Annotated in this window: 13 protein-coding genes; 9 read left to right on the top strand and 4 right to left on the bottom strand. The window is 43.6% G+C overall.

All coding sequences use genetic code 11. From position 1 onward, the window contains the following. Positions 1 to 355: 355 nt before the first annotated feature. Positions 356 to 1294: a transcription termination factor Rho gene (rho, locus tag ACJJIY_RS10665; RefSeq protein ID WP_445359593.1), complete on the bottom strand. Its 939-nt coding sequence runs from the start codon at positions 1292 to 1294 to the stop codon at positions 356 to 358. Between the two features lie 662 nt (positions 1295 to 1956). Continuing rightward, on the bottom strand, positions 1957 to 2202 hold the full coding sequence (locus ACJJIY_RS10660) for a hypothetical protein (protein WP_445359592.1): 246 nt from the start codon (positions 2200 to 2202) through the stop codon (positions 1957 to 1959). A gap of 291 nt (positions 2203 to 2493) precedes the next feature. Between ACJJIY_RS10660 and ACJJIY_RS10655 the strand changes: the two genes are divergently transcribed. The 4 genes from ACJJIY_RS10655 (at position 2494) to ACJJIY_RS10640 (ending at position 5008) form a co-directional block, all read left to right on the top strand. Next, on the top strand, positions 2494 to 2829 hold the full coding sequence (locus ACJJIY_RS10655) for a hypothetical protein (protein WP_445359591.1): 336 nt from the start codon (positions 2494 to 2496) through the stop codon (positions 2827 to 2829). A gap of 419 nt (positions 2830 to 3248) precedes the next feature. Continuing rightward, a complete protein-coding gene (locus ACJJIY_RS10650; protein WP_445359590.1) occupies positions 3249 to 3971 on the top strand; it encodes a helix-turn-helix transcriptional regulator in 723 nt (240 codons plus the stop codon). A gap of 7 nt (positions 3972 to 3978) precedes the next feature. Further along, a complete protein-coding gene (locus ACJJIY_RS10645) occupies positions 3979 to 4329 on the top strand; it encodes a hypothetical protein (RefSeq protein ID WP_445359589.1) in 351 nt (116 codons plus the stop codon). A 355-nt stretch (positions 4330 to 4684) separates the two neighbouring features. Then, entirely contained in the window at positions 4685 to 5008 is a 324-nt protein-coding gene (locus tag ACJJIY_RS10640; RefSeq protein WP_445359588.1) for a CC0125/CC1285 family lipoprotein, read from the top strand. A gap of 27 nt (positions 5009 to 5035) precedes the next feature. Here ACJJIY_RS10640 and ACJJIY_RS10635 read toward each other — a convergent pair. Continuing rightward, positions 5036 to 6198 (bottom strand): IS3 family transposase gene (locus tag ACJJIY_RS10635; RefSeq protein WP_444897071.1). Its coding sequence is split into 2 segments (ribosomal slippage): positions 5036 to 5940 and positions 5940 to 6198, totalling 1164 coding nucleotides; the frame shifts between segments, so codons are not numbered across the junction. Positions 6199 to 6824: 626 nt separating this feature from the next. On the opposite strand from ACJJIY_RS10635, the gene ACJJIY_RS10630 reads away from it, so the two are divergent. Continuing rightward, positions 6825 to 7271, top strand: coding sequence for a GNAT family N-acetyltransferase (locus tag ACJJIY_RS10630; protein ID WP_445359587.1), 447 nt, complete (start codon positions 6825 to 6827; stop codon positions 7269 to 7271). Between the two features lie 139 nt (positions 7272 to 7410). On the opposite strand, the gene ACJJIY_RS10625 is transcribed toward ACJJIY_RS10630, so the two are convergent. After that, positions 7411 to 8361 (bottom strand): IS5 family transposase, encoded by a 951-nt coding sequence (locus ACJJIY_RS10625; RefSeq protein ID WP_444895065.1) that lies wholly within the window; start codon positions 8359 to 8361, stop codon positions 7411 to 7413. A 734-nt stretch (positions 8362 to 9095) separates the two neighbouring features. Between ACJJIY_RS10625 and ACJJIY_RS10620 the strand changes: the two genes are divergently transcribed. The 4 genes from ACJJIY_RS10620 to ACJJIY_RS10605 all read left to right on the top strand — a co-directional run bounded on the left by ACJJIY_RS10620 (position 9096) and on the right by ACJJIY_RS10605 (position 13369). After that, positions 9096 to 9863, top strand: coding sequence for a hypothetical protein (locus ACJJIY_RS10620; protein WP_445359586.1), 768 nt, complete (start codon positions 9096 to 9098; stop codon positions 9861 to 9863). Positions 9864 to 10333: 470 nt separating this feature from the next. Then, entirely contained in the window at positions 10334 to 10858 is a 525-nt protein-coding gene (locus ACJJIY_RS10615) for a hypothetical protein (RefSeq protein ID WP_445359585.1), read from the top strand. Positions 10859 to 11577: 719 nt separating this feature from the next. Continuing rightward, the gene (locus tag ACJJIY_RS10610; protein ID WP_445359663.1) at positions 11578 to 11847 is read left to right on the top strand and encodes a DUF2314 domain-containing protein; all 270 of its coding nucleotides are present in this window, start codon (positions 11578 to 11580) and stop codon (positions 11845 to 11847) included. A 637-nt stretch (positions 11848 to 12484) separates the two neighbouring features. Further along, entirely contained in the window at positions 12485 to 13369 is an 885-nt protein-coding gene (locus ACJJIY_RS10605) for a TolB-like translocation protein (RefSeq protein WP_445359584.1), read from the top strand. The last annotated feature ends 742 nt before the right edge of the window (positions 13370 to 14111 follow it).

Below are 14111 nucleotides of genomic sequence, written 5' to 3'. Positions count from 1 at the left end.
AAAGCGACTTTCTAAGTTCTAGCTGAGATAGAGCCAGTGTTTTGCTGAGATGTCCAGCCGCTCAAGATAGGGGGCGCCTTTTGAGAAATGGCACCTCGCTTTTGGGGGGCTAAATGCCAACCGTTGTCTACTAACGCCAAATAGTGATCCAGCTGAAAGGGCAACCCTTTCGGCATATTAAGGCCACTTTTCCACTAAGCTCCTCATTGGACGGTATCCTGTAAAAACACACCAGAGGATTGAGGTGTAAAGCCCTTAACTGAATAACAGCTGTCCTAATAAGGACTCGGTCGCTAAGCAACTAACTCCAAAAATGCTAAGCGGCTAAATACTACCCTTAAACTTAACTAAAAAATTAATGGTCAAGTAACTCCGCATTTGTCGGGTACTTTTCAAGGAGTTCAATAAGTTTCTTAGTGCCATCTACAGGCTTTAGGCTAGCAAGCGTTCTTCGTAAAGCTCTTATCGTTGCAATATCTTTCGAGTTGAACAGGATTTCTTCACGGCGAGTACTGCTTTTAGCAATTTCCAAGGCAGGGAAAATTCGCTGTCTCGCAACTTCCCTGGACAATACTACCTCCATATTTCCCGTTCCCTTAAACTCCTCAAATATCACCTGGTCCATTCGGCTTCCGGTATCCACGAGTATCGTTGCCAGAATCGTAAGTGAGCTACCACCTTCAATCTTCCTAGCAGCGCCAAACAGCTTTCTGGGTACCTCCATAGCCCGGGCATCGATCCCGCCAGACATCGTACGTCCCCTACCACTCCGCTGTGCATTGTGTACCCGTGAAAGCCTTGTCAACGAGTCAACCACGATCATCACATCCTGGCCCTCACCGGCTTCCTTACAGGCCCTATCATGGAGTTCATTAGCTACTCTCACATGCTCTTCATAGCTATGATCAGAAGAGGACGCATAAACTTCGGCCGGTACACTTCGCTTAAAGTCAGTAACCTCCTCTGGCCTTTCATCAATAAGCAAAGCGTACAGCTTTATTTCGGGGTAAGCCTCCCCCACTGCTTGGCAGATATGTTTCAGGATAGTGGTTTTGCCACAGCCCGGTGGAGCCACAATCAAGCCTCGCTGCCCCTTACCAATTGGCGTAATCAAATCCATCGCCCTTACCGTAAGTTCCCGAGAACCTGTCTCAAGGCGAATAGGCTCAGATGGATTAATAGCTACTCCATTTAAGAAGCGTTTCTTTGGATCAGAAGTATCCTCTTGCTTTTTATCAGCCTTCTTAGGCTCCGTATTTCTCTTTACCTTTAAGGATAATATTTTTCTGGACATAACATGCTCTTTATAAATCAATCGAGACCGGGGAGATTATTAATGATTGTCGATGGCTGGACAAAAGATTAGCGCTCCCCCAAATTGGATACTATAGCCAGAACTTGCGGCTAAGCGATTACCCTACCGAACCCAAGGCAGACAAATAGCCCAATTAAAACCCGAGAATACCGATTAACGTCAGCCGTAGCCATTGAAACACCAATCAGAATGAAAAAAACGAAGAACCGCTACTGATTGAAGGTGCACACTAGGACACCCACAGATTGTAAGATGACACCGGAAATAGTACAGGCTTTCCCCCTTAACGGCCATTTCACCTGGTCTGGCTCGGACGTAGTGAAATGCTTAAAAAATATACTTTAGGTTTGAAAATTACGTAACTTTGGTCAAATAGGCCTTTGGATTGCTCACCTGAGGTCGCGGCACGAATACGCTACTGAATGGATGTGTGGTCAGAGCCCTCCAAGGTTTTTGCAGTATCGGCACGGATAGAATTGAGATCAACATAAGGCCATACAGGTAGCCAAGGCTCTTTCATTCAATAGGGCCTGAGACTTGAAACGGCCCTCCCAGGAGCGGCCTGCACAGTGAGCTTCTGTGTTGGCTTGGTTGGCAATAGATTCGTTTAGGCAGCTTATAAACTAGCTAATATCCATTAATCACTCTCGCCATAGCTCGATCAACTCTTTAAGTTTGCTATCTTCACTGCGGTCCAGTGAGGTGCCCTGATTGAAGCACTGTGCCAAATTAGAAGCTTTAAATAGTTCCTGCCAGCGGAGAATGGCCTCAGTAATAGACCAAATATTGGCCGTTTTAGCATCGATATAGGGCACCACATGATATTGATTACTCATTACCGCATAGGCGGCGATATCCAGCGCAAAGATAGCAGCCAGCTTTTCCATTCCAGTCTAAATCCAATCGTGCCGGTACTCATTACCCCTCCCCTCTTCCACAAAAGAATGCTTTGGGTACACAGCGGGAGACGCAGTAATAGTTTGGAGTCGCATCAAGAGAGATTTGTGAGCGGCGAGGCTGGGTGATGGGGTATGGACTTAACTGTTGATTTTCGTATTGTGTCAATGGTTGTGAAGCCTTAAGCTCTACCTTTGATAGGTGTAAAGAAACGGCCTTCTAAGATAACATAAACCGGCTCATTTCTGTGGCGGCTGAGTAAAACGTTACGTGAAATCGATATGAACAAAGTAGAGCTTGCTCGAAAATATATGGACATATTCTATGAAACAAAGGACTTTGATTCATTAGACCTAATACTATATGAAAAGCTGGATTTTGAAGGGCCATTGTTTAAGTGTAAATCGGCCAAAGAATATATAGAATCTCTGAAAGCTTCGCCTCCAGTTGATATATCGTATGAGATGGTAGAAGAGTTTCACAATCCGAATTCAACATGTTACATATATAAATTCACTAAAAATTGTAGAAGTACATTAATGGCTCAAACGCTTCATTATAAGGTGGATCGCATTAGCAAAATTCGTCTTGTTTTTAATCCAGAGGAAATCTCATAAACCAGGTCGATAGTTTCTAGATAGCAGCCCCACATCATCCATCGGTTGGGCGGGTCCGCAATAGGCAGCTCCCTATCCGTAATGAATATCTTCCCATTGGATCACATAGCTCCGATGCCCCTGCCATCTCACCTCCGAGCTAAGCGTTATAAGAAGTTTCTGCTCATCAGCTCACAGTTTTTTGCTGGCGCCTTCTTCTCCACAAGACCTCTCGATGTTGCAGTTGCCATTCGCTAGTAGTTAGCATTTAATGGAGCCCATTAAACGGTGATCTCCCTACAGGGGACTTTCACCCTATTAGTCAATACCCATGCTGGGCGTACCAAGTTAAGGCAGCAAGGGCGCTTCTCATCGGGGCGTAGTAAACTGCACCCCGACTTAAGGCGTTAGGTCCCTAAATCGAGCACCACCAATAATTCATGCGTAAATCTGATAGACTTTTTCAGCTAACAAATATCCTAAGAGCCCATCAGCCCATTACAGCTAAAGAGCTTTCAGAGCGGCTTTCCGTTTCTGAGAGAACTATTTACAGATATATGGATGACCTCTCTGTATCTGGGGTTCCTGTATATGGAGAAGCCGGAATTGGATATAGGCTTTCTAAAGGGTTTGAATTACCTCCATTACAATTAACAGAGCAAGAATTAGAAGCTTTGATCTTGGGTGTAAATATGACATCCTCTTGGACAGGGCCAACTCTAAGCAAAGCATCTCATTCTTTATTGAGTAAAATTGAAGCTGCTTTGCCAAATAAGACTTTAGCTCAGTCAGGTGAGCAACGTTCAGTAAGATTTCCAGGTGAGCATATCCGATCTATTGATTTTGATTATTGGGATAAAATCCATCAGCTCATACACGAAAAACGGTGGGTACAAATTTGCTACAAATCATTATCAGGCAAAACAACTGACAGAATAATTTTCCCTCTCGGTCTATTTTTCTGGGGAGGAAGATGGACTCTTGGGAGCTGGTGCAGTCTAAAGAGTGAATATCGTGATTTCAGACTTGATCATATAGATACTATGAAATCTGCAAATGCCCCTACACAGCTTCCTACCAATATCTCCTTGAAGAACTACATAAAATATCAAAAAAGTCAGCTAACACATAAAACTCCTGACACAACGCTGTCAGTAGGGTAGAAGGATAATGGCATCTCCAAAAACAACGGGGATAAGCATGATTTTTAAAAATAATACATCTAAATTCTTAGGTTTTGAGTTTGCTGTATTCCAGCTCAAAGACGGTGTTACCGAGGAGCAACTTTTAGCTCTTTCCAAGGAGGTGGATGATAAGTTTCTATCAAACAAAAAAGAGGTTTTATCTCACTTCCTACTCAAGGGCAAAGATGGAAAGTATGCAGATGTTGCTATTGCTACTACTCAAGTAAAAGCAGAAGAAGTATGCCAGCTCTGGCTTCACAATGATGTTACTCAAAAATATTTAGAGCTTCTTGACCAAGAATCGGTAGACATGTCCTTCTGGTCGAGAATCAGCTGAAACAAGGATCTAAATCGGATAACCGGTAGTTTCTAGCTACCGGCCCCCACACAACCCATCGTAAAGATCTACAACTAGCGGCTCCCTATACGGAATGAGATTCTACCCAACGATAGCGTCGAGCGGCTCTTTGTTTGAGGCGAGGAATCATTCTTTAGTAGGCAAAAATCAATTTGATCTATGCTGGGACATTCGAGAGTGAAAACAGGCAAAATGTGAGGTGTCTTAATACATTGAAATTTTCTACAATAGATCTCATAGGCACTCTGCATTGGGTTATGTAATTCCAGCAGGGTATGAGCATAAATATGCATAGCTAGAGTTTCTACTTTTTGCAGGCAAGACTAGGTACCGAATGAATATGCTAAAACAAATTCTTATTCCTCTTTTTGTTCTGGTACTTCCAGCATGTTCAACACCATACCAGCCTTATGGATTTGGTGGTGGCTACAAGGAGGAAAAGGTATCAGATGGAAAATACAAGCTACTTTTTAGTGGAAACGGCTTAACCTCTAATGAGCAAGTTAAAGAGCTATGGCATCGTAGGGCATCAGAACTTTGTCCAAACGGTTACTCTCAAAGCAATATGAACGATGAGCCTTTTCGTGGTTTCAGTATGGTTTATACAGGTGGCGTACTTGTACCAATTGGTGGCCAATTCCCAGAGCTTGTAGGATGATCCTACCCACCAACAACGGACACACCACTAAGCGACTAGTTGTTCCTCAAACGCCTCAGGGCTGAGATAGCCATTGGCGCTGTGTAAGCGATTTCGATTGTAGTCTATTTCTATATACTCAAATACGGTTTCCCGCATGAGGCACCTTGTAGGAAAGCGGTTACCATGGATTACTTCTACCTTAAGTGAGTGGAAGAACGTTTCTGCGCAGGCGTTATCATAGCAGTTACCTTTGGCGCTCATGCTGCACCGCAGATCATAAGCTGTAATTAAAGATTGATAATCTTTAGAGCAATATTGGCTTCCCCTGTCAGTATGCACGATAACATTTGTAGGTTTCTTACGTCGCCATAAAGCCATTTGAAGGGCGTCACAGACCAATGTAGCTGTCATCGTTTCTGACATCGCCCAACCAATAACCAGCCGACTATATAGGTCTATCACTACAGCCAGATATAACCAACCCTCTTCTGTTCGTAGGTAGGTAATATCCCCGACCCATTTCTGATTCGGCGCTTCAGTATTGAAGTTCTGCTCGAGCAGATTTGGGGCCACTGGCAGACCATGTTTTGAGTAGGTTGTGGCTTTATATCTCTTGGCGGCTTTAGCCCGTAGGCCCTGTCGACGCATGCTGGCAGCAACTGTTTTTTGATTATATTTACTCCCCTCACTGGCCAATTCCCTCGTCAGGCGAGGGGCGCCACTACGTTCTTTACTGGCTATAAAGCGCTGCTGTACCAAACCATCAAGCTCCATTTGGTACTGCTGGCGCTTGGATTGATCGGCCGATCTTGACACCCAATCGTAAAACCCACTGCGAGATACGCTCAATACCTTAGCCATCGCTTTGATGCTGAACTTATGCCTGTGCTTTAGCATGAAGGCGTACCTCATTTCAGGCTCTTTGCAAAGTACGCTGCGGCCTTTTTTAAGATCGCCAGCTCCTCTGCCTGCTCAGCCAGCTGCCGCTTAAGGCGAGCATTCTCTGTGGCCAGCTCTCTCTCGGCATCCCCTCGGCTCTGATGTAACTTAGCCTTGCTTCGCCATCCGTAAATCTGGGAAGGATGTAACCCAAGCTGTTTAGCGGCAACGCTTACCCCTACCTTGACCGCCAGTGCTAGGGCATCTTTTCTATATTCCTCTGAGTATTTTTTACGAGTGGTTTTGGTTGATTTACTTGATCGTGTCATAGGGCACCTCTGCTGCGTAGTTTATCGCTTAAGAGAGTGTCCGTCTTTGGTGGGTAGGATCAGGAATAGTAACCTGCCTTCAATCCAATCCTACGTCAGATAGCTGATAGTTTCTAGCTACCGGCTCCCACACCGCCCATCATACTAGTCTGTAATGGGCGGTTACACATCCGTAGTGAATTTCTACTCAACGATCACCTAACGAATCAAGTGGCCACGCTGATAGCATCATTGCAACAAGTTAAGCAGATCTTTACTCATGGAGCGTGGACTCCCACTAAACAAATGTATCACTTACTGTACTCATTAGATCACCCTGCTAGGGCTTAATTGATGTTTCTGCTCGTCAGCTATTACGACTACCTCCCCACAAGATCTCGCGGTGTTACAGTTGCCATTCGCTAGTAGTTAGCATTTAATGCAGCCCATTGAACGACGGCCTTCTTACAGAGGGCTTTCATTTCATATAGGGCATGCCCATGCAGAATGTGCCAAGCACCGGAAATTTGATATTTACTCCAACGTTTGTTTTCTGTTCACTGCGCTTATAACGCAAAACAGTCTTCTCCGTGGATGCTGTTGCGCTAAAAGTTAGAGTGCCCACAAAATTTTAGGCTAAGCTTAATATGATAATAAAACTTGACAATTCAAACGAAGAAATAGCAAATCAGATTTTCATAATATTTCAACGCTCCTATAATGTTGAAGCTCAATTGATAGGTGCCGCTGACTTTCCTCCACTATCGCGAAGTGCGCAAGATATAGAGAAATCCAAATCGCAATTTTATGGATTTATTGACAATGAGTGTCTAGCCGCAACTATTGAGATTGCTATAGAAGATAAGCGATTAGAAATTAATAGTTTAACTGTTGATCCAGATTATTTCAGGAAAGGAATAGCAGGTAAATTGCTAAGCTACATCCTAGATGAATTTGAATTTATAGAAGCAATTGTAGAAACAGCTGCTGTAAATGAGCCCGCAATTAATTTATATAAAAAGTATGGTTTTGTTGAGTTTAAACAATGGATTCCGCCTCATGGCATTAAAAAGGTGGCATTATGGACCCTCTGATCAACGAAGCATTTTTCCAGAATTAAGCTGAGCTGCTTGAAAAATTCACTTTATTACGCACAAACGCGTAATTTGCGCGTAATAGTCCACTAATTTTTCATCTGAAACCCTCAATAGGTGGATTTCAGGCGAACCACCCCTAGGCAGCCAAGTATTTTCTCCCTATTATTAAGTTGGTAAAGCCTGCCAGTAAGCACAGCCTCTCAGTATTTTTTACCAGTCCCCGATAGCGGACCTTGTCATAACCAAATACCCGTTTGATGTAGCGGAAGGGGTGCTCGACCTTCGCTCTTATCTGCGCCTTGATCTTTTCCGCTTTACGAAGTGCATCACGCCCTGGAAGAGTTTTTAGCTTGCTCGGCTTCATTGCTATATACCAATCCGCCTCCCGCTCTTTCAACTCTTCACGTTTCTCCGCACCAATGTACCCAGAGTCTCCCCAGATTCTTTTCTCCTCCCCGTGGAGAACTCGCTCTGTAGTTGTGACATCATGCGAATTCGCTGCTGTTGTATCTATGCTATGTATTACTCCGAGCACATCATCAACCCCGATATGCATTTTCATTCCAAAATGCCACTGATTGCCTTTCTTTGTTTGATGCATTTCTGGATCACGTTTTTTCTTTTTATTCTTGGTTGAAGTTGGCGCAGAGATAATAGTGGCATCTACAATCGTGCCTTCACGCAGTACCATGCCATTCTCAGCAAGATGCTTGTTGATTTCATCAAAAAGAGCTGCACCTAGCTGATTGAGCTCCAGTAAGTGGCGAAAGTTAAGAATCGTTGTTTCATCGGGAATTGGGCCGCTCAAAGTCAATCCAGCAAAACTACGCATGGATTCAATTTCATACAGTGCATCCTCCATAGCGGGATCACTGAGATTATAAAATAGCTGCATGCAATGAATACGGAGCATGACACTCAATGGATATGGCTGTCGGCCACGTTTGCCTTGTGGATAGCAAGGAGTGATCTGAGCTTCTAGTCGCTGCCATGGGATGAGGGCTTCCATTTGAGAAAGAAACTTCTCTCGGCGAGTTATACGGCGCTTTAGCTTATATTCTGCTTCGGCAAAGGTGACTTGGTGCATAATTCATCGTAGTCTTGATGGGTAGGTGAATATTACCAATACTGGCTTGGAATTATTCAGAGGTTCCTTATCATTAAAAAATGCGCTATAAAAAGAATAGCCGGTAGTTTCTAGCTACTGGCTACCCACACCATCCATCATAGGGTCCGCAATAAATTTCTATCCGGTGACAGCATCAAGCAGGTCTTAACCATCTCCAGGGTAATAGTCTCGGTATTAGGCCATTAGACGATCAGCTGACATCTGTTTAATCACCTTGATTATTACGCGGTATTGTTCCACCACTTTTTTCTATTCCTGTGATCGTGGCTAGTTGATTGTGCCTATTTATATAATCAGCAGTGGCAGCTTGATAGTAACAAGCTAAGCATAACCTCCTAGATAAGAGCGTGAACTTTCACTACACAACTACATCATTTACTCTACCCATTTTATCACTTGCTTTGTTGCCTTTGGCCACCTCGCCTCACGGCTAAGCTCTGTATGACAGTCTCTTTCGCACTTCGTAACTTTGCTTGAGACTCCCTTCCCACATGACCTCACGGTGTTTCAGTTGCCATTCGCTGGTAGTTAGCATTTAATACCTCTCTTAAACGGTGATCTTTTTACAACGGGCTTTCACCTCATTAGTTCGTACCCATACGGCAGTACCAAGACAGCATACTGTGTGCCCTCGGCCCCGGACAGCTTACGCTTTGCTACGGGTTACTAAGGCGTTAAATGCTAAGGAAACTATGAATATTACATTACGCTCAACCGGGTTATTTGGAATTCTATTTTTTGGAATTCTATTCTCTATTACATTCTTGTCACCTGAGAGCATAGAAGAATCAGCAAAAGGATTTGTAAAATACCAAATAGAGAAGGAGGTTCGAGAAAAACAGCATCTTGTAAGCGAATCTACAGTTGCAAATCAAGCGCTGAGCATTGCTAATAGACTTGGACTGGAATCGGAAAAAATTAAAGAAGACTTAGATAACAATCTACCGCAAAAAATAGCAAGTGTAATTGCCTCTATGTGTGGTTATGACTGTGAAAGACAAAAGGCTTTGGCTCAGTCTATCACAGCAGGCTACCTCGATCGCCTTAAGAGCATTAAAGTTGCGCAACATACACTCGGCGATCTTATTAAGGGAAAGTACCTTGAGATAGTGGGAAATTTAAAACTTGACCTTCGTATATTCCTTGGGTCAAATTTTCTAATGTTTCTTATCCTCTTGGCCGTATCTTTCGCCAAACCAAGAGCTATAGCTCACTTGTTCTTACCTGCAGTGCTTTTGTTCGTTGCTACCATCATATCTTCCGCCATATACACATATGGTCAAGATTGGTTTTACACCATCTTATACAATGACTATATGGGTTTTGGATACCTGGCCTATATCTCTGTCATTTTTGGCTTGCTGGTTGACATCGCGCTTAATAAGGCACGAGTGACAACTGAGCTAATAAATGGTATAGCAAATGCCTTGGGTTCGGCACTTTCGGTACTTCCGTGCTAAAAATGTATTGAAATCGGGCAGCCGGCAGTTTCCAGCTTCTGGCTACCCACTATCTATCATTCGGTTCTATAGTGTGCGATTCTCTATCCACAATGCATTCCGACTCGCAGACAATTATCTGTTTTAGGATAAACAGGCACCCCCCCGAGTAAACCATGCATCCATGCGTTTATCCAACCCAGAACAGACTAAACGTTTGAAATGGCTTTTAGAATTTCTGATTTAGGTAGAGCTTGAGATTATATGCCTAATCTGCTTGAACGTTTTTTTGATAAAAGACTAAAAGGCTTGAAAAGCTTTTATATTACTGAGTGTTTAGGGGCCGCTCATGCACAAGGAATAGTAACCAAATCGCTGTAATCGCACTTAACACCATCACTACAATTTAGATATAACCCACTGATTCTTAATGGTTTTTGAGTGCTTTTATGGTAGATTGATCCTTGAATAGTATAAAGCGGTAGTAACATATGAAAAGTAAATTTTTGCTTTGTGGTTTAGCTGTTTTAGCTTTGCCTTTTGTTTTTCATCAGAAAATAATTGAATTTACCTTTGTAAACCCATATGCAGAGTGGGCTGAAAAAATTGATACTGAAGGCCTTCGAGTTGGTCACCCTCTAGATCAGAAGCACCTTGATATTGCGAAAGAGATAGGCATTACGAACCCTGAAAAAATAAGACTGGTTTATGTGGATGAAGTGCCATTTCCACGTGAGAATTCACTTCTAAAGTTTATTGGCGAGACAGCCGGACTTATAGGCGACGGAGTTGTGAATAATGCACAAGTATTTGGTTATTCTATATACATAAGAAAGGGATTCCAGATGGATACTCCGAAGTTGGCACATGAGCTTGTTCATGTTTTGCAAGTAGAGCGAGCTAGCTTTAAGGACGTCCTTTCTGGTCATTTGTTAGGTGTGTTAGAGCATGGGTATGAGGATTCCCCTATTGAAGCCGAAGCATTTAAAGCAAATGTTAAATACAGAGAATACTAGTAAGAAATTATAGTAAATTTATCCAGTGGATGCTTTGAGGTCCACTTTGTTTTGGGCGGGAATTTCTAGCGTAGCCAAAACTACGCTACCGTCCAATGAGCCGCTAAGCAATGCATTTTACGTATCAACAAGGAAGGTAATTATGGATGAGTTAATTGGGGAGATAGGTAGGGGATTTCTCCGAGGTATAGGTTATATCTTAGCAGAAATATTCTTCGGCACCATCTGCTACTGGATTGGCTGGCCCATCTGTAAACTAATCACTCTCGGCCGCTAACCTTCACCAAAACAAACTGTCTATCTAGATAGTTATAACGGCAATAGTCACGGTTTTTGATGTAGTGCCACCGGCCTTGTTGCAATAGTTATAGCGGGCTTATTTGCTGCCAGACAGTTTTAATATGTACAAAATATATAACAAACAATAGCTCGTACACTCTGTAAAAATACTGAGTCGGACTGCCTACGTACTACTTCCCCCTGCTTTGGTTGCTGATATACTGGGCGCTAGCAGGCAAGGAGAAATCGATAATAATCGAACCGTTATTCAGAAACACGCACTATCAAGATCAAGAAATGCTTAAGGCATTCGCTCAAGCATCGAACACTATTGCTGATTTCATCGATCTTGTGAAATCCGGTCCTAAAGCCATTTACGCAGTAAAGCTAAGGTTTAGAGATCCGGATTTATCTGAAAAGCTTGGAGAAGACCGGTTTCTATACCTCTGCCTGTCAAATGTATATTTCATATCGAAGAAAACTTCCTTTCAGGAGTATTCTTCGAAGTCCCAGAAGAGCTTACAAAGTGGCATCAAGTAGGTGAGCGACTTGGTTTCGGTCCAGAAGATGTATTTGATTGGATGGTGATTGAAAACGGGCATGTAAAAGGTGCTTACACCTTGCGGGTAACAAGAGAACAGCTTGGTTCGGAAAAAGAAAAACAGGAATATGACTCATATATTGGAATTTCATCATATGAACCAATTTAGAAGGCAAGTGCCTAACTAGCGAATGTCGTTCGTTGCTATCGCGACCAGACAGCTTACGTCACACTCCAGCCGCAGCAAATTCTAACTTCATATCGACCACCCAGCAATGAATCGTTGAACAACTATCCGTTTTCACACACCTCCAAGCCATATTCGCCCAACGATTTCTCAGACCTGATTTTTTTAGCTGGTGGTCGATTTACACCGATATGGCAGAGTTGAGTTTGGTGTGTTTAAAGCTTCGTGCTGGCGCTGCAACATCCTTAGTGGGTACTCTCGGCACAGCAGCGAAAGGCGACTTTATTGCCTCGGTAGAAGCACTAAGCGATGGCCTAGACTGAAGACTTCTGTCCAGTAAGCGCTTCCATCTAGTATCCTTCTTTCAAGGACAGCTGGTTGGTACGGATTCCCATGATCTTCCTGCCCTAGATATTTGAAAGCTGACCAGTTTACAGTACCCAGCTGCCGGTCTTTACTTTTGCCAAGTGTGTCGGTTTTTGTGCACTTTAGGTTTAAATGTTTGGTGCCGTCAGCTCAAAATCATTTAAAAATCATAAGTATTTCAGGTGTTTTCATATCGAACTGATTAAATTGCCCGTAGTTCATTTATTCGTTGATGTAAAAACAAGGACAAGCTGTGAAGCATTTTTGTAGTTCTATCATACTCCTGATCTCTCTTCTTGCAGTGAGTAGCTACGGTTGTAGCCAAGAAGCACTTCCCCTGCTGGAAGGCCCCTACCTTGGGCAAACACCACCGGGACTAACACCCAAAATATTCGCGCCGGGCTATGTCGCAACCCGGCATCGTGACTATAGCGGCTCTTTCACACCAGATATGACCGAGTTTTACTTTAGCCGAATGGATGTCGACACTGAAAAGTGGTTGCTCATTCGTTTCAAGCAGATAGGTAACCAGTGGCACGAATCCGTTGTTGGCCCAAGGGTCGGCCGCCCTCTACTTGCCCCGGATGGCAAAACCATGCACTTGGGGAACAAGTACATGGTGCGTACCGAATCAGGCTGGTCAGATATTAAAAGTATGGGGACGATGTTCGACCGCAAAGATTGGGGCATCATGCGTCTGACATCATCAGCTGATGGCACCATAGTGTTTGACGACTACAAAAGCAATGACGTGCTACGTATATCAACCGTTAGCAACGGCAAGCGGCGGCCACCTGTACTGCTGGGGCCGCATATCAACTCTGGCAAGTGGACAGCGCACCCCTTCATTGCCGCCGATGGCTCTTACCTTATCTGGGACAGCGAAAAAGACGACGGTTACGGCGATAAAGATCTCTACATCAGTTTCCGCCAACAAGATGGTTCCTGGGGTAAGGCAATAAACTTGGGAGATACCATAAACACCGCCGGCAATGAGGCCAGCGCGTATGTGTCACCAGACGGTAAGTATCTGTTCTTCAATCACAACCCCATTAAGAGAGAAGACGGTGTCGATCCTGAGGGTGATATCTATTGGGTAGATGCGCAAATCATCGAAAAACACAGACCCAAATTCTAATCCGCGCAATACAAAGATACAGCCAGCCTAAATCGGGTAGCCGATAGTTTCAAACTACCGGCTCCAACACTACTCTCTTATGAGTCAGCGGCCACACTGATAGCTTTATAGTAGCTCGCTATATAAGAATATGAACTTTCATAATACAACCTCCGCATTCACGATCATGTAGTTTTGGTGTCCCTGACCACCTCACCTACAGGTCAAGCCTTATATCGTTTTCTGTTCGTCAGCTCGTAACTTTTCCAGGGTGTATTTCCCTCAGAATCTCGCTGTCTTGTAGTTGCCATTCGTTAGTAGTTGGCATTTAATGGAAGCCATAAACGGCGATCTTGCTATAGGGGCTTTCATTCCAGTAATCCAAGCTCAGCCAGAGGAAATTCCACTTCTATGCGGCCACTGCTGGCGGGTATTATTCCGTTCTGTGGAGTATCCGATTTTGAAGAGAAGATATTGCTTACTAGTTACCGCTGTATTGCTGATTATTGGTGTTAGATAGGCTTCTTTGGGGTGATGCCGAATGTGATGATCAAGAACCAAAGTGGAATATAGGTAGACTCGGCAATTGTTCAGATTCCAAGCAATAGACTTAGGTTTGGTGCTGTAGCACCAGATGAGTCCCGGACAATTTACCGGTCATTGAGCAAAATAATGGAAGCTACAAATACACAATTGCTTTGAACTCTGGTGTGGATTTGTCTAGGGAATGTGGTTACTTCACTGCGAGTGAGTTTTTCATCAA

It is taken from the genome of Microbulbifer maximicatervae (SeqCode) (genome assembly GCF_052468155.1).
The sequence above is the reverse complement of the archived record's forward strand: the minus strand, read 5'-3'. Positions and strand labels throughout refer to the sequence as shown.